The following is a 15,978-nucleotide window of genomic DNA, read 5'->3' on the forward strand; positions in this document are numbered from 1 at the left end:
GGTGACCGGCAGCTTCTCCAGCGGCTATGAAAGCATTCGAACCGGCGAAGCAGGCAGATGGGAGCCGTGATATTCTCCGACACGCCATGAACATCAGAAGCTTTTTCGAACGAGACGCGGTTGCCGTCGCGCCGGACCTGATCGGTGCCGAAATCCGTGCCCATGGTGTCGGCGGCATCATCGTCGAGACCGAGGCCTATCGCCGCGACGACCCGGCCTCGCACGCCTATCGCGGTCCCACCGAGCGCAACGCAGCCATGTTCGGGCCGGCGGGCCACGCCTATGTCTACCGCTCCTACGGCATCCACTGGTGCCTGAACTTCGTCTGCGAACCGGGCAGCGCCGTGCTGATCCGCGCGCTGGAGCCCACCGCCGGCATCGAGACGATGCAGGCCCGGCGCGGGCTCTCCGACATCAGGCAGCTATGCTCCGGTCCCGGAAAGCTCTGCCAGGCGCTCGCCATCGACCGCTCGCATGACGGGCTGCCGCTCGGCGGGCCGGAGATCCTGCTATCGCCGCGCAACGGCAAGGTCGGCATCGTGTCCGGCCGCCGCATCGGCATCAGCCGCGCGGTGGAGCATCCCTGGCGCTTCGGGCTTGCCGGCTCACGCTTCGTCAGCCGGCGCTTTGCTCACGAAGAGGTTCAGACGATCGCCTCGGCCTCGATTTCCACCTCGTAGTCGCCGATCAGGTCGCCGGCCTCGATCAGCGTGTTGGCCGGCAGCACCTCGCCGAACACGCGGCCATGGGCGCGCGACACCGGCTCCCACTTGGCGGCATCGCGGATGTAGATGCGCGTGCGCGTCACGTCCTCGATGCGGCCGCCGAGCGCGGTGATGGCGGCGGCGATCTTGTCGAGGATGTAGGTGGTCTGCGCGCCGGCATCGCCCGGCGCCACGCAGCGGTCGGCGCCATGGGTGGCGGTGGTGCCCGAAACGCGGATCGCGTCTTTCACCCGCACCGCGCGGCTGAAGCCGGCGATCGGCTCCCAGACGCTGCCGGAGGAGACGCGCAGCCGGTCGGGCCGGCCTGCTATCTGCTCGGCCTTATAGACCGACGGAATGGCGTCGAGATGGTGGCTGAGGTCGCCCGAGGCGGTGAGGAAGGGCGGCCGGCGATATTCATCGCCGCAGTCGCCCGGGATCGGCTTTGTGGCCGCGAATGCCTCTTCCAGCCGGGCCTTGTCTTCGGCATCCAGCGCGAAGCTGAAGACGTTGAGGTTGTCGGCGCGGTGCTCGTTCTCGCTGATGCGGGCGCCGATGATGGTCGCCGCCACCGCCTCATGCTCCAGCACCCAGCGCGACGCGACATTGGAAATCGACACGCCATGCTTCCTGCCGATCTCGGCGGCGGCCGACAAGATGCCCTGGAACGGCTCCCAGCCGCCGGCAATGTCGATGAAGCGCTTGTATTTCGAGCGGCTCCAATCGGGTATCTCGGTCGGCTCCGGCTTGCCCAGCCACTTGTCCGACAGGAAACCGCCGCACAGCGTGCCATAGGCGAACAGTTTTGTGCCTGTGCGGGCGCACAACTCCGAGAGCGCACCTGCAGCGCGGCGGTCGACCAGCGAGAACGAGACCTGGTTGGTGGCCAGCGGCACGCCGTCTGCCAGCGCCACGGCCAGATGCGCGGCATCGAAATTGGTGACGCCGATGGCGCCGATCAGCCCCTCCTCCTTCAGCCGCGCCATCTCGTGCAGCGCGTCGAGCCAGGCCGGATGCTCGAAGGTCCACCAGTGGAACTGCAAAAGGTCGACCTTGTCGACGCCGAGCCGGTCGAGCCGCTCCTGCACGCCCTTGCGCACGATCTCGGCCGTCATCGGCCCCGGCTCCGGGCACCATTTGGTGAAGGCGAGCGGACGCTTTTCGCCCTTGCCGTAGCGGGCCAGCAGCCGCCCGGTGATGATCTCGGCGCTGCCGTAGTGGTCGGCCATGTCGAATGTGTCGAAGCCCGCCTTCGCGTAGGCTTCCAGCGCGTCGCCCGCCCTTTCGGGGTCGAGCGTGGTGCCGTCCTTCTCCAGGTCGGCCACCTGCCACAGCCCGCAAACCAGGCGGCTGATGTTCAGCCCGCCGCCGAGCTCGATGTGGTCAGGAATTTTCTGCATGGAAGGCACCGTTCATTGCTTGGGAGTTGCCGGCTTTGCGCCGGGGCGCAAGGCGGAAGAAAGCTTGCCGAGATGGCGCGACACCACCTTCTCCTCGCCCAGTATGCCGCGCGGGCGCAGGAGCAGGATGGCGCAGAGCCCGACGCCGATCATGACGATCTGCAGCGCGGCCGCGCGCGCCTGCTGCCCGGGCGGGAAGAGTGACGCAATCGCGCCGGCCGAGGCCGCCCACAGCCCCCACACCAGCACCGCGCCGAGGATGGCGCCGCGATTGTTGCCCGAGCCGCCGACGATCAGCATCGCCCAGACCTGGAAGGTCAGCATCGGCAGGTAGTTTTCGGGCGCGATGAAGCCGATGAAATGCGCCTGCACAGCACCGGCAAGCCCCATGATGCCGCCGCCGATGGCAAAGGCCTGCAGCCGGAATTTCACCGCGCTTTTGCCCAGCGCAAGTGCTGCCGTCTCGTCCTCGCGGATGGCGCGCAGCACGCGCCCCCAGGGGCTGCGCACCAGGCGCTCCAGCGCCAGATAAAGCAGCGCCACCACCACGACGAGCACGCCGAGATTGAACAGCGAAAACAGCAGCGGGTCCCCCGCAAAGCTGGCGAATGGCCGCGGAATGAAGCCGATGCCGAAGGGGCCGCCGGTGATCGGCTCGAGGTTGAGTGCGCAGAGCTGCACCGTCACTGCCACGCCGAAAGTGGCGATGGCGAGATAGTCGGCCCTGAGCCTTATCGTCAGCGCGCCGATGAGGAAGGCCAGGAGCGCCGCCACGAGCGCCCCGCCCAGCCAGCCGACGAGGATCGGCATGTCGAAGCCACCGAAGCGGTTCGCGGTTTCGGGCGTGGTCAGAAGCGCCGAGACATAGGCGCCGATGGCGACGAAGCCGGCGATGCCGACATTGAACAGGCCGGTCTGCCCCCACTGGACATTGAGGCCCAGGCACATGATGGCGTAGGTCAACGCCATGGTCAGGAAGAAACAGCCGTAGCCGATCAGCTCGACGCTCATTCGGGCCTCCCGAACAGGCCCTGCGGCCGCATCAACAGCACCAGCACCAGGATGACGAAGGCCACCGCCGCGCGCCATTCGGCGCCGACGAGCTGCACCGCGAAGGCTTCGGCCAGCCCGACGATCAGGCCCGCCAGCATCGCGCCCGGTACGCTGCCGATGCCGCCGAGGATGGCGGCGGCAAACAGCGGCAGAAGCAGGTCCAAGCCCATATGCGGGCGGATCTGCACCAAGAGCCCGGCCATGATGCCGGCCATGCAGGCAAGCCCCGCGCCGAGCATCCACACGATGCGCACCACCTTGCGCACGTCGATGCCGACGACGCCGGAAAGCTGCTGGTTTTCGCTGACCGCGCGCATGGAGCGGCCGATGGCCGTGCGCGTGAGCAACAGGTGCACCGCCACCACCAGCACGGCGGCAACGCCCAGCGACAGCAGCTGGTCCGGCGTGGCGCGCAGGCCCCCGCCAAGCGGCAGCGCGATCTGCAGCGCCTTGGTGTAGTAGGCCGGCTTGGAGGTGAAGATGAATTCGAGCAGGCTGCGCAGGGTGAGAGCGGCGCCGAAGCTCGCCATCACCATGATGATGACCGAACTGCGCTGCGCCCGCAGCCGGCCAAACAGCAGCGCATCCACCAGCAGCGCCAGCCCGCCGGTGAGCACGACCGCCACTACCGCCGCAACCGGCAGCGACCAGCCGAAGGAGAACGGGCCGATCGGCGCCGGCAGGCCGCCGGCCATGTAGCCCAGCGCGCTGCTGACGGCGAGCGCGATATAGGCGCCCCAGGCGATGAATTCGCCGTGGGCAAAATTGGAGAAGCGCAGGATCGAGTAGGTCAGCGTCACGCCGATCGCGCCGAGGCCGATCATCGAGCCGGTGATTAGCCCGTCCATGAGTGCCTGCGGGTTCATGGCGTCACCGTCCGGGTTTCTCGGCGCGCGCCGAGATAGAGTTCGGCCACGATCGGGTCGTCACCAAGCGTTGCGGCCGGGCCTTCATGGCGCAGCCGCCCTTCGACCAGGATGACGGCGCGGTCGGCAATGGCCAGCGCCGCCTTCACATTCTGCTCCACCAGCACGATGGTGACGCCTGCCTTGTTGATCTCCTTCAGCCGGGCGAACACCTCAGCCACGATCTTCGGCGACAGCCCGGCCGACGGCTCGTCGAGGATCAGCACCGAGGGCTCGACGACCAGCGCCCGCGCCACGGCCAGCATCTGCCGCTGGCCGCCCGAAAGCTGGCCCGCGCGCAGCGAAGGCCGCGCGGCAAGGTCGGGGAACATGGCGTAGACGTCGGCGACGCGTCGGCTGCGTTTCTCCTTGGGCAGGATGTTGGCGGCCAAAAGCAAGTTGTCGTTGATCGACATCGTACCAAAAATGTTTTCGGTCTGCGGCACGAAGGCCAGGCCGTGCCTGATCTTCTCATGCGCAGGGACAGTGGTGATGTCGAGGCTGCCGAGCGCGGTCGTGCCCGAATGGATCGGCACCAGCCCGGCAATCGCCTTGACCAAAGTGGACTTGCCGGCCCCGTTCGGGCCCAGCACCACCACCAGTTCGCCTTGCTTCACTTCGAGGTCGACGCCGCGCACGATGGGCAGGTCGCGCTCGTAGCCGGCCACAAGCGCGCGGGTGGAAAGTGCCGCCGTCATGCCGCGACCCCGCCGAGATAGGCTTCGATGACGGCCGGGTCGCGCGCCACCACGTCCGGGGCGCCTTCGGTCAGATATTTGCCGGTGGCCATGACGACCACGCGCCCGCACAGCCGCGCCACCATTTCCATATTGTGCTCGATGAGCAGGATCGACTTGCCCTGTGTGTTGAGTTCCAGCACGCGGTCGATGATGAGTTCCAGAAGGCTCGGATTGACGCCGGCTGCCGGCTCGTCGAGCAGGATCGCCTCCGGATCGGCCATAAGGATGCGCGCGAGTTCCAGGAGCTTGCGCTGGCCGCCCGAAAGCACCCGCGCCGGTTCATGCTCCAAGGCCGAAAGCGTGACGAAATCGAGCAGCGCCCGCGCCTTCTCGACCGCCGCCCGCTCCTGCGCGGCCACGCGGCCGGGCCGTAAGAAATTCTGCCAGATGTGTTCGCCGGCCTGATGCTGGCCGCCGGTCAGCACATTTTCCAGCACCGTCATCTCGGCGAAGGGCCGCGGGATCTGGAAGGTGCGGCCGACGCCGCGTGCGATGCGCCGGTCCGGCCCTTCCTGCGCCACCTCGCGGCCGGCGATGCGGATCGAGCCGGAATCCGGCTTCAGGCTGCCGGCAAGCAGGTTGAAAAGCGTGGTCTTGCCGGCGCCGTTCGGGCCGATCAGCCCGGCCATCTCGCCGCGCCGCAAGGTGATCGACATGCCGTCGACGGCAGATACGCCACCGAACCGCTTGGCAAGGTCGCGCGCCTCGATGAACGGCGTCGGCGCTTCGGCGTCTCTGTGGCCGTTCTGGGCGGGGGAAGCGGTGGGCATGGTTCCTGGCATCAAAATTCTGATCGATGATGTTTGATCAAACTTTACATCATACATGATTGCAACTAAAAATTTGCCGTCGCAGACCTGCGGCATCCGAGTTTCGAATGGCGGTACCCATGCCCGATCGGAAGCATCATCAAATGACGCAAGGCGGCTCGCCTCGGCCGGGGCCGCGTCCATGAGCAGCCAGCGCAGTGCCCTCTCGCCCGTCGGCCGCGAAACGCTGCACGAGCGCGTCTATGCCGAACTGCGCCGTTCGCTCATCTACGGCATGTTCGACGCCGGCGACATGCTGCGCATCCAGGACCTTGCGGCAACCCTCCAGACCAGCACCATGCCGGTGCGCGACGCGCTGGGTCGGCTGGTCTCCGAACAGGCGCTGGAGGCGCTGCCCAACCGCTCGGTGCGCGTTCCAGTCATCACCCGCGAGCGGCTGGAGGACCTAGCCCGCGCGCGCTGCCTGATCGAGGGCCAGATGACCGCGCTGGCCGTGCCCAATCTCACGGCGGAAGACTTCGTCCGGCTCAAGGAACTGACCGTCGCCTGCGAGCAGGCCTTCCGCAGCCATGACGACGAGATCGACAAGGCGCAGGCCACCTCCGAGCTGAACCACGCCTTCCACTTCTACATCTACCGCGCCGCCGGCTCGGAGGTGCTGATCCCGATCGTGGAAAGCCTGTGGCTGCAGTCCGGCCCCTATGTGCGCGCCGCCGCCCACATCCACGACGAGTTCCGCGACATTTCGGCCACCCATCACCACTGGGCGCTGATCGAGGCGCTGGAGCGTCGCGATACCGCGGGCTCGGTCAAGGCGCTGACCGACGACATCACCCGTTCCTTCAATCTCATTCGCGGCCGCCTCGACGCCGAGGAAGCCGCAGAAAGGGCCCCGCACAATGGCTGACGCCAAGGACGATTCCTTCGAGCTCTACGACCTGCGCGTCGAAGTGGTCGCGCCCGAAGGCGGCGCCATCTATTGCGGCGCCAAGGTGGGCGACTATTTCGAGCTGCGCGGCGAGATGCTGCACCTGCCGCCCGGCCAGGCCTTTTCGATCTATTCGCTCGCCTCGCTGTTGCCGCTGCTGCCGGCCAAGCAGCGGCCGACCCACAAGAACGACTGGATGACCACCGACGCCGAGGTGGCCTGCCCCGACCCCAACTGCACCTCGCGCCTCCGCATTACCCGCACCGGCCTGCGCCGCTTCAGCCATGCCGCCACCACGGCAGTGCCGCTTCAGGACGATTGAGACAAGCATGCAAAGAACCAGACTGACACCGGACTACGAAATCTCGCGCGTCATCCGTGGCGGCTGGCAGATGGCCAGCGGCCATGGCGCGCTGGTGAGCGACGATCCGGTCTCCGACATGGTGGCCTTCGCCGATGCGGGCATCACCACCTTCGACTGCGCCGACATCTACACCGGCGTCGAGGAGCTGATCGGCCGCTTCCGGCTGCACTATCGCGACCTGCGCGGCGAGGCAGCGCTGAAGCGCATCGGCGTGCACACCAAGTTCGTGCCCGACCTCAACGTCCTGCCGCGCCTCACCAAGTCGCATGTCGAGGACATCATCGACCAGTCGCTGCGGCGGCTCAACGTCGAGCGGCTCGACCTCGTCCAGTTCCACTGGTGGGACTATGCCGCGCCGCGCTGGGTGGAAGCGGCGCGTTGGCTGGAAGAGCTGCGCCGGGCCGGCAAGATCCGCAACATCGGCGCCACCAATTTCGACACGCAGCACATGCTGGACATCATCAAGGCCGGCGTGCCGCTGGTGTCGATGCAGGTACAGTATTCGCTGCTCGACAACCGCCCGGCCAAGCAGATGGCGGCGGCAGCGGCCGAGCACGGCGTCTCCTTCCTCTGCTACGGCACGGTGGCCGGCGGCTTCCTCAGCGACCAGTGGCTGGGCGCACAGGAACCGGGCGACGACCTGGAGAACCGCTCGCTGGTCAAATACAAGCTGATCATCGACGATATCGGCGGCTGGGAGCTGTTCCAGGCCCTTCTGCGGACGCTGCGCGGCATCGCAGACCGGCACGGCACCGACATCGCCACGGTGGCGAGTGCGGCCATGCTCAAGCGGCCCGGCGTCGCTGCCGTCATCGTCGGCGCACGCAACCGCTCGCACCTGCCCTCCAACCTCGCCATCTCCGACCTCGCGCTGACGGCGGATGACCATGCCCAGATCGACAGTGTACTGGCGCAGGCCAACGAGCTCGACGGCGACGTCTACACGCTCGAGCGCGACCGCCACGGCCGCCACGGCTCGATCATGAAATACAATCTCAACAAGGGCGCGGCATGAGCGCGGCGCCTTCGACAGACAGCCCGGAATCGAAACAAGACCGGCATCCGGACGACAAACCGGCAGCCACAACCAAGGGGAACCAAATGCGCAAGACACTTCTCGCCACCACCCTGCTGACGGCGCTCGGCGCCTCCGCCCTGCCGGCGCTGGCCGCCGACTGCGACATCACCGTGGGCCTCGTGATGGAACTGACCGGCCCTGCCGGCGAATACGGCCAGGCCGGCGCCAAGGCCGTCGAAATGGCGTTTCGCGACGTCAATGAGGCCGGCGGCGTCGACGGCTGCAAGCTGGTGACCGACACCCGCGACAGCCAGAGCCAGGGCAACGTCGCGGTCGACCAGGCCACCCAGCTCGTCAACATCAAGAAGGTGCCGGTCGTCATCGGCGGCATCATCTCCTCGGTGTCGATCCCGATCCTCACCTCGGTCACCGCACCTGCCGGCGTGGTGCAGGTTTCGCCCGCCTCCTCCTCGCCGACGCTCACCGAGCTCGGCCGCGAGGGCAAGACCAACGGCGTGTTCTTCCGCACCATCACCTCGGATGCGCTGCAGGGCACGGCCGCGGCGAAATACGCGCTCGACCAGGGCCTGAAGAAGATCGCCATCATCCACGTCAACAACGATTTCGGCGTGAACATGGTGCGCGAGTTCAAGGCGGCCTATGAAAAGCTCGGCGGCACCGTCACCTCGGTCACGCCCTACAACGAGAAGCAGGCCAACTATTCCTCCGAAGCCAGCGCGGCGATGAACGGCGACCCCGAAGCGCTCTACCTGATCAGCTATCCGGTCGACGGCGCCACTATCGCGCGTGCCTGGATCTCGGGGGGCGGCGCCGCGAAATTCCTGCTCAATGACGGCATGAACTCGGCCGAATTCGTCGAGAGCGTCGGCGCGCAATATCTCAACGACGCCTTCGGCACCTCGTCTGGCACTAGCCCGACGGCCTCGACCGAATATTTCAACGGCAACTTCGAAGCCTTCTCCGGCGGCATCAAGGCCGACGCCCCGGCCGCCGACCGCTCCTATGACGCCGGCGCCATCGTGGCCCTTGCCATCGCCAAGGCCGGCAAGGCCGATGCGGCGGCAATCAAGGCCGCCATCCCCGAGGTGGTGGCCGAGGGCGGCGAGCCGATCCACGCCGGCAAGGAAGAATTCGCCAAGGCGTTGGCCCTCATCAAGGAAGGCAAGCCGATCAAGTATGAAGGCGTCATCGGCCCGGTCAGCTTCGACCAGTATGGCGACATCACCGGCCCGTTCCGCCTGTGGCGGATCCAGGACGGCACCGTGACCACGGTGGGCGAACTGAGCGCCGACGAGGTCGGCAAGATCAAGGCCGAAACCGAAAACTGAGGCCGCCTCCGCGGCTCAATCCAACAATCAGAATCCCCTCTGCGCCGGCCTCCGAGCCGGCGTCTTTTTTTGTTGCCCCTGCTTTCGATTAACGCCCGGAAAAGACGCGGCTTTTTCGGTTCGCAGAGGCTCTGCAGCCAGCCGAGAAAGCGGCTCGCGCCACCCTTGGAAAATAGTTTGAAATCATAAACTATTGCAAATAAACGATAAATATGTTTATATTGAACAACAATTCAATATAAGGGAGGTGGAGCAATGAACCCGCACATTCGCGATATAAGGGTTCCAACCGACTGGGATCGGCGCGGGCTGCCCGGCTGGGCCTATCACAGCCCGGCCCTGCTGGAGCTGGAAAAGGAGCACCTTTTCCGCAATCATTGGCAGATCATCGGCCATGTCTCGGACCTGCCGGAGCCCGGCGATTACCTCACCATGGACATCGTGGGCGAGCGCGCGCTGGTGGTGCGTGGCAAGGATGGCGTGGTGCGCGGCTTCCACAACATCTGCCGCCATCGCGGCAGCCGCGTGGTGGCCGACGAGCGCGGCAACTGCAAGAACGCGCTGGTGTGCCCCTTCCACGGCTGGGTCTACAATCTCGACGGCACGCTGCGGGGTGCTGCGCAGCCAAAGTCCTTCCCCGAGCTCGACAAGAACGAATTCGGCCTGCCCCCGCTCGACCTCGAGATCTGGATGGGGCTGATCTTCATCCGCTTCCGCAAGGGCCCGCAGCCCTCTGTGGCCGAGCTGCTGAAACCCTTCGAGGAAGAGCTGTCGCACTACCGCATCCCCGAAATGGTGCCGGCAAACGGCGTGTGGACGCAGACCAGCCCGGTCAACTGGAAGTCGGTGCGCGACGTCGACAACGAAGGCTACCACGTCGCCATGGCGCACCCGGCGCTGCAGGACCTCTATGGCGCGAGCTATTATGACGAGCCCTTCGTCAACGGCGTCTCGCGCTCGTTCGCTACCTACAATCCGCATGCCGGCCGCCGCTGGAGCGTGGGGCGTTACGTCAATGTCGCGCCCGAGCCGACGCACCTGCCCGAGCGGCTGAAGAAGGCCTGGATCTATTACGGCATGTTCCCCAATGCGGTGATCGCGGTGACGCCGGAGACCGCGCAGTTCTACCAGGAATTCCCGCTCTCGACCGGCGAGACGCTGCTGCGCGGCGCGATCTACCGCTACCGCAACGAAAGCCGCCAAGCGGCCGCCGCGCGCTACCTGTCATCCCGCATCGACCGCGACACCCAGGCCGAGGACGTGCAGCTCTCGGTCTGGTCGAATGAGTCCATGCTGTCGAAGGGCTTTGCCGGCTTCTACCTCTCGGACCTCGAATATGGCGTGCGCACCCACCACGACCATATGCGCGCGCAGATCCCGGTGCTGTCGCTGGAAACCGCCCCGGAGGAGAATGACATGGCCAACCTCAACGCGGCGATGCGGTCGCGCGCATAGCGCAGTGCTGCTTCCTACGACGACCGTTTCTGGCAGGGCCACGATCCGTCGCGGCTCTCGTTCTATAGTCGATCGGAAGCCACAGCCCAGGCAGGCATGGCGGCGCAAGTAACGGTGGGACGAAGCTCTTGCCGAACGGCAAGCGCGGCCTAGCTCTCTGACAGCAATTGGCAGGCATTCGACGCGAAGTTCGAGCCACCAGCTCGCTCCAGAGGAGCCGACCATGAAAAGGCGTACGTTCCTGACCGGCGGCGCAACCGCCGCCGCTGCCGCTTTGTCCGCAAATATCGCTCATCCGCAGTCACCGCCTGCGGCCGGCCAGCCCCTGTCACCGGCCGACGCCGCTTCGGCCGCAGCTCGTCTGCGCGCCCAGTTCGCCGCCGGGTTCGACCCCGACTACTTCGAGAACGTCATCGTCCCCTATTTCCTCGTGAGCACCTATCACGGGGAGGAGCCCATGCTTCCCATGATCGGTGTTGCCCTCACCAAGGAAAACGCCCTGCCCTACGACCTCTGGGGCCTGCTGAGCGACAGCTGGCGGCCGGCTCCCGAACACGGCGTGACGGTTTTCCTGCAGGGGCTCGAAAAACGCGGCCCCGACAATCGCAGGAAGCGGATCTACATGTCGGCCGTGACGCCTGATCTCTACCGGGAGAAATACGGCGGGAAAGTCACGACATTTTTCGACAAGCTGATGTCGGAAGAGAATGCCAGGAAGCCGCTGATGCGGCCCTATCTCGAGGCCTATTGGGATCTCTATTGGGACCTGCACCTAGGCCTTACGCACGACCAGATACCGGACCGCATCCGGCAGATCGGAAATGCCTTCAATACCGTCCTCGCCTACCGCGATCCGACGCAACGCATCGTCTACGACAACTACATGATCGTCCACTCGAACCTGGACTACCTCAAGGCCTGGATCGACGAGAAGATTGCCGACCTGAAAGGCGGAAAGATTCCGAACCCGGACAAGACCTTTGCCTGGTACTGGATCAAGAATGCCGGGGACGGCGAATTTTTCAGTCCCAAGGACGTCGTCTTCGAATGCTTCCACAATTTCGTGGCGTTCAGCCAGTGGGGGAACACGCTCTACAACATCATGCTGAAGCTCGGCACCGGCACAGGCGACCCGGAAGCCAGGTCATGGTTCAAGCAGACCATGGAGAGCGACTTCGACAACGCCAACGGCGCTCCGTTCACGCCGCTGGAGCGCTTCACGATGGAACTGTTCCGCACCATTTCGCCCAATGGCGGCAGCATTTCAGCCCTGACCGAAACCAGGCCGCCATATTTCGAGCGGCATGGCTATATCGTGACCCCGCACACTTCAACGAGCAAGGATCCGGTGCACTGGAAGAACCCGACCGACTTCGACCCATCCCGCTATGAAAACCAGCCCACTAGCCAGGACATCGACGAAGCCAAGGCGCTTTCGCTGGGCTTTGCCAAATGCCCGTTCGACAAGACGAGCTTCGAATTGAAGGATGGCCGCAAGGGCTCGATGGAAAACAGCGCCTTCGGCACGGTGTTCGGCAAGGTCGCCGACAAGCCGCTTCCCGTGTGCGACTATGCCGGTTTCGCACCTTTCGGGTTCGGCTACCGGCGCTGCCCCGGCGAACAGCTCACCATTCTTGCCTTCTCCGATTTTCTCAAGAAGGCATGGAAGGACAGACTGGAGTTCGTGCAGCTTGAAATCAGCGATCCCGAACCGCTGCCAATCGGCCCAACAACCGTCATCGGCGACAATATGGGCTTCGTGAGAGCTGCCTGACGGCTCGAACCCTCGGTCCCGTCAAGCGGAATGACAGCGCAGCAGAGCCGGGAACCGCCCTTGTTCCCGGCTTGCTGCCATGGGCACATGACTGGCAACTGCCCAATCCCCTGTCCGCAACCATCCATCTTGCGCGATGTCCTCAACCTGCCGCCGGGCCGTCATCCATCCTTCTTGGTCAGCACGTAAAGGCTGAGATCCACCAACCGATGGGTATCACGATGCTTCTCGATTCTGTTTCTCCCGAACTGCTTGCCTATGCCAGGACCCGCAATTCGACCCCGCCGCCACATCTGGGAACCCGCTACGGCAAAACCGGGGGCTTTCTGCCCGAACCCGGCAACACCATTGTCAGCCATGTGACGAAGGGTTCGCGCACGCAGGATGTCCTGATCGAAGCGCGCGAGAAATTCCTGGCCATGCCCGAAGCGCCCCAGTTCGTCTTCACGCCGATCACCAGCCTGCACATGACGCTCTTCCAGGGCATCATCGAATACCGCCGGAAGCCGGAATATTGGCCGGAGGGCATTTCGCTCGACACCCCGATCGACGAAATGACCGAGATCATGGTCGATCGGCTGGAGGCGCTTTCCTTCTTCGAGCCGTTTCAGGTCGAGGTGACGCATGCCCGGCCGTCGGGGCTCCTGGTCGAGGGTGCGACGCAGCATGACCGCAAGGTCATGCGGGACTGGCGCAACGCTCTCGCCGACCTTCTCGGCTATCGCCATCCCGACCACGACGAATACCCCTTCCACATCACTTTCGCCTACGCGATCGATTGGCTGGAAGAGGACGCGCTTCCGCGCTGGCAGGCCATGCTGGACGAGGTTGCCGCCGATATTCGCCGGCAGATGCCGGTCCTCGAACTCGATCCGCCGGCCTTCTGCTCGTTCGAGGACATGAACCACTTCAGCGAACTGCTTATATTCGACTTCGAGGGCTGACACCTCCATCCGGCTTTCTGGGCTACCCGGGGCCCCTTTCCCGGGTAGCCTGCTTGCCCAGCGCGCCGGCTCTGCTACACAAAGGGCCATGTCCAAGACCACGCCCGCCACGCTCGCGCTGACCAAGGCCGGCATGCCCTTTGCGGTGGCCGCCTACGACTACGACGCCAATGCCGAGCGGGTTGGGTTGCAGGCTGCCGAGGCGATGGGCGTTCCGGCTTCCATCGTGCTGAAGACGCTGATGGTGGAGGTCGACGGCAAGCCTGCCTGCGTGGTGGTTCCCTCCGATCAGGAGGTCAATATGAAGAAGGTCGCGGCCGCATTCGACGGCAAGTCGGCCAACATGATGAAGCCCGCCGACGCCGAGCGCCTGACCGGCTACAAGGTCGGCGGCATCAGCCCCTTCGGCCAGCGCAAGCAGGTGCCGACGGCGGTGGAGGAAATGGCCACGCTGGAGGACGAGATTTTCCTCAACGGCGGCCAGAGGGGCCTGCAAATTCGCATGCGCCCCGACGATCTTGTTCGGGCTCTGGGAGCCAGGGTGGCGGATCTCATTCGCTGAAATCCTGAGACGAACAGCCAGGGCGAACGTCCGTCGGGTGGGAACTCGGCTCCCTATTCAGGTCGAGCGAGGGGGCCCCACCTCGTAAACCCGCAGGTTACGCTCGCCTATCCCAAGTTCCTGCCATGTCGTGCGCCATGCGGCGATGTGTTCCGAGGCAAAATGCCGATCCAGCGCAGCCTGGTCGCTCCACACCTCTTTGACGTGGATGAGCCCGGGATCGAGAACATCTTCCGCATAGGAATATTCCTCGCAACCATCCTCAGCACGGCTGGCCAGAACCATCCGAGACATCACTGGACGCGCGGCCACTAGATTATCAGGCGGCAACCGGATTGTTCCAACAATCAGCAACATGCGGCATTCATATCGCGGGATTCTACGCCCGTGAAGGGTTCACTCCAGCGTTCGTCGCCGTTGCAGCCATCGCCGCCCTCACCCGTTCCAGACACCCTCTTTCCTGAGATCGTCCATCGTGCGCGAAATGCCCTCGCGCAGGATGCCCACCATGTCGTCGATCTGCGCCCTGGTGATGATGAGTGGCGGCGACATCACGCACATGTTGATCAGCGGCCGGACAAGTAGGCCAAGCTCGTGGCAGTGCGCGTCGATGCGCATCCCCACATTGCGGTCCAACTCCAGGGGGTTCCTGCTCTCGCGGTCGGCCACGCATTCCACGCAGGCCATGAGGCCGAGGCCGCGTACCTCGCCCACCAGCGGCAGCTCTTCCAGCGTCTTCAGCTGCGCCTGGAAATAGGGCGCCACGGTCTGCGCGTGGGCAAGCACGCCGCCTTCGAGCAGGTCGAGGTTCTTCAGCGCCACCGCGCAGCCAACCGGATGGCTCGAATAGGTCAGGCCATGGGCATACATCGCCGTCGGATGGTTGGAGCGGCGCAGTTCCTCCAGCAGGCGCTCCGACACCACCATGCCGCCGAGCGGGAAATAGCCAGAGGTCACGCCTTTGGCGAAGGTGATGATGTCGGGCTCGATGCCGAACACGTCCTGCGAGGCGAAGACGTGGCCAAGGCGACCGAAGGCGGTGACGACCTCGTCGGAAATGAACAGGATGTCGTTGTCGCGGCAAATTTTGCGGATGCGCGGCAGATAGTTTTCCGGCGACACGATGACCCCGCCCGAGGCCTGCACAGGCTCACCCACGAAGGCGCCGATCCTGTCGGCGCCGATCCGCTTCACCGTCTCCTCGAACTCGGCAACCAGCTGGTCGGTGAAGGCCGTCAGGCTCATGCCCGCCGGCCGCCGGAACGGATCGGGCGACGAAAGTTTTATCACCAGATCGTCGGCGCCATCCATCCAGTCGCGGTCGCGCGGGCGGCCGTTGAGCGAGGCAGACAGATAGGTCGAGCCGTGATAGGCGCCGCCGCGCGACAGGATCAGCTTCTTCTCCGGCCGGCCGCGCACATTGTTGTAGAACTGCATGAAGCGCAGCGCGCTTTCCACCGCCGAAGAGCCCCCGGTGGTGAAGAAGACATGGTTGAGATCGCCCGGCGCGTGCCCTGCGATGCGCTCGGCAAGCACGGCGGAAGCCTCGCTCATCGTGTACCAGGGCGTATTGTAGGAAAGCTGCATGGCCTGGTCGTACATGACCCGCGCCAGCTCCTCGCGGCGGTGCCCGACATTGACGCACCACATGCCCGCCGGCCCGTCGATCAGCCGCCTGCCGTCGCCGTCGGTGATATAGATGCCCTCGCCCTCGCCGATCAGGCTGCGCGCCTCCGCGCCGATTTCGCCGGCTGTCGGCCAGGGCTGTATCAGATGGCGCCTGGCAAGCTCGACCGCCTCCTCATGGCCCAGCGCATTCGCCGCCGTCATGTCCTGTGCCGCCGCCATTTTCCTAGCCTTTCCATGAGCCTGGTTTCGCGCTTCCGGACCGCTCCGCCCTTTGGAAACAGGCGATTCCAAAGTCCTCATATTGAATGTCCGTTCAATCAATATCGCAGAAATAGCGCTTGATTTCAATCCACGAATGGGCTCTTGTTGAGAGAAAGAAAGCA

Annotated in this window: 16 protein-coding genes; 9 read left to right on the forward strand and 7 right to left on the reverse strand. The window is 65.0% G+C overall.

Annotation, left to right across the window (positions count from 1 at the left end):
- The first annotated feature begins 86 nt into the window (after positions 1–86).
- A complete protein-coding gene (locus tag AC3A4H_RS19905) occupies positions 87–680 on the forward strand; it encodes a DNA-3-methyladenine glycosylase (protein ID WP_487768259.1) in 594 nt (197 codons plus the stop codon).
- Here the strand turns inward: AC3A4H_RS19905 and AC3A4H_RS19910 are convergent.
- From AC3A4H_RS19910 to AC3A4H_RS19930, 5 genes are read right to left on the reverse strand one after another with little or no spacing between them, the layout of a single operon-like run.
- Positions 644–2,104: an aldo/keto reductase gene (locus tag AC3A4H_RS19910; RefSeq protein WP_487768260.1), complete on the reverse strand. Its 1,461-nt coding sequence runs from the start codon at positions 2,102–2,104 to the stop codon at positions 644–646. The genes AC3A4H_RS19905 and AC3A4H_RS19910 overlap by 37 nt on opposite strands.
- 12 nt (positions 2,105–2,116) lie before the next feature.
- Positions 2,117–3,115, reverse strand: coding sequence for a branched-chain amino acid ABC transporter permease (locus AC3A4H_RS19915; RefSeq protein ID WP_487768261.1), 999 nt, complete (start codon positions 3,113–3,115; stop codon positions 2,117–2,119).
- On the reverse strand, positions 3,112–4,023 hold the full coding sequence (locus AC3A4H_RS19920) for a branched-chain amino acid ABC transporter permease (RefSeq protein ID WP_487768262.1): 912 nt from the start codon (positions 4,021–4,023) through the stop codon (positions 3,112–3,114). The genes AC3A4H_RS19915 and AC3A4H_RS19920 overlap by 4 nt, the downstream gene beginning before the upstream one ends.
- The gene (locus AC3A4H_RS19925; protein WP_487768263.1) at positions 4,020–4,760 is read right to left on the reverse strand and encodes an ABC transporter ATP-binding protein; all 741 of its coding nucleotides are present in this window, start codon (positions 4,758–4,760) and stop codon (positions 4,020–4,022) included. Before AC3A4H_RS19925 ends, AC3A4H_RS19920 begins: the two co-directional genes overlap by 4 nt.
- Complete coding sequence (locus AC3A4H_RS19930; protein WP_487768264.1) at positions 4,757–5,572, reverse strand: ABC transporter ATP-binding protein; 816 nt, start codon at positions 5,570–5,572, stop codon at positions 4,757–4,759. Before AC3A4H_RS19930 ends, AC3A4H_RS19925 begins: the two co-directional genes overlap by 4 nt.
- 181 nt (positions 5,573–5,753) lie before the next feature.
- Between AC3A4H_RS19930 and AC3A4H_RS19935 the strand changes: the two genes are divergently transcribed.
- From AC3A4H_RS19935 to ybaK, 8 genes are all read left to right on the forward strand, one after another.
- Complete coding sequence (locus AC3A4H_RS19935; protein ID WP_487768265.1) at positions 5,754–6,479, forward strand: GntR family transcriptional regulator; 726 nt, start codon at positions 5,754–5,756, stop codon at positions 6,477–6,479.
- Entirely contained in the window at positions 6,472–6,822 is a 351-nt protein-coding gene (locus AC3A4H_RS19940; protein ID WP_487768266.1) for a TIGR04076 family protein, read from the forward strand. The genes AC3A4H_RS19935 and AC3A4H_RS19940 overlap by 8 nt, the downstream gene beginning before the upstream one ends.
- 7 nt (positions 6,823–6,829) lie before the next feature.
- Positions 6,830–7,879: an aldo/keto reductase gene (locus AC3A4H_RS19945; protein WP_348780320.1), complete on the forward strand. Its 1,050-nt coding sequence runs from the start codon at positions 6,830–6,832 to the stop codon at positions 7,877–7,879.
- A gap of 86 nt (positions 7,880–7,965) precedes the next feature.
- Complete coding sequence (locus AC3A4H_RS19950; RefSeq protein ID WP_487768267.1) at positions 7,966–9,231, forward strand: ABC transporter substrate-binding protein; 1,266 nt, start codon at positions 7,966–7,968, stop codon at positions 9,229–9,231.
- A gap of 255 nt (positions 9,232–9,486) precedes the next feature.
- Positions 9,487–10,686 (forward strand): aromatic ring-hydroxylating oxygenase subunit alpha, encoded by a 1,200-nt coding sequence (locus AC3A4H_RS19955; protein ID WP_487768268.1) that lies wholly within the window; start codon positions 9,487–9,489, stop codon positions 10,684–10,686.
- Between the two features lie 223 nt (positions 10,687–10,909).
- Positions 10,910–12,460 carry a hypothetical protein gene (locus AC3A4H_RS19960; protein WP_487768269.1) on the forward strand — a complete coding sequence of 517 codons (1,551 nt, stop codon included), beginning with the start codon at positions 10,910–10,912 and terminating at the stop codon, positions 12,458–12,460.
- 221 nt (positions 12,461–12,681) lie between these two features.
- Positions 12,682–13,404 carry a DUF1868 domain-containing protein gene (locus tag AC3A4H_RS19965; RefSeq protein ID WP_487768270.1) on the forward strand — a complete coding sequence of 241 codons (723 nt, stop codon included), beginning with the start codon at positions 12,682–12,684 and terminating at the stop codon, positions 13,402–13,404.
- A gap of 88 nt (positions 13,405–13,492) precedes the next feature.
- Positions 13,493–13,966, forward strand: coding sequence for a Cys-tRNA(Pro) deacylase (gene ybaK, locus AC3A4H_RS19970; RefSeq protein ID WP_487768271.1), 474 nt, complete (start codon positions 13,493–13,495; stop codon positions 13,964–13,966).
- 57 nt (positions 13,967–14,023) lie between these two features.
- Here the strand turns inward: ybaK and AC3A4H_RS19975 are convergent, their stop codons facing one another.
- Complete coding sequence (locus tag AC3A4H_RS19975) at positions 14,024–14,323, reverse strand: putative quinol monooxygenase (RefSeq protein ID WP_487768272.1); 300 nt, start codon at positions 14,321–14,323, stop codon at positions 14,024–14,026.
- Positions 14,324–14,401: 78 nt separating this feature from the next.
- On the reverse strand, positions 14,402–15,814 hold the full coding sequence (locus tag AC3A4H_RS19980) for an aminotransferase (protein ID WP_487768273.1): 1,413 nt from the start codon (positions 15,812–15,814) through the stop codon (positions 14,402–14,404).
- Positions 15,815–15,978: the final 164 nt, after the last annotated feature.

The sequence above is a fragment of the Pseudaminobacter sp. Soil_N_29 genome, from assembly GCF_057656055.1.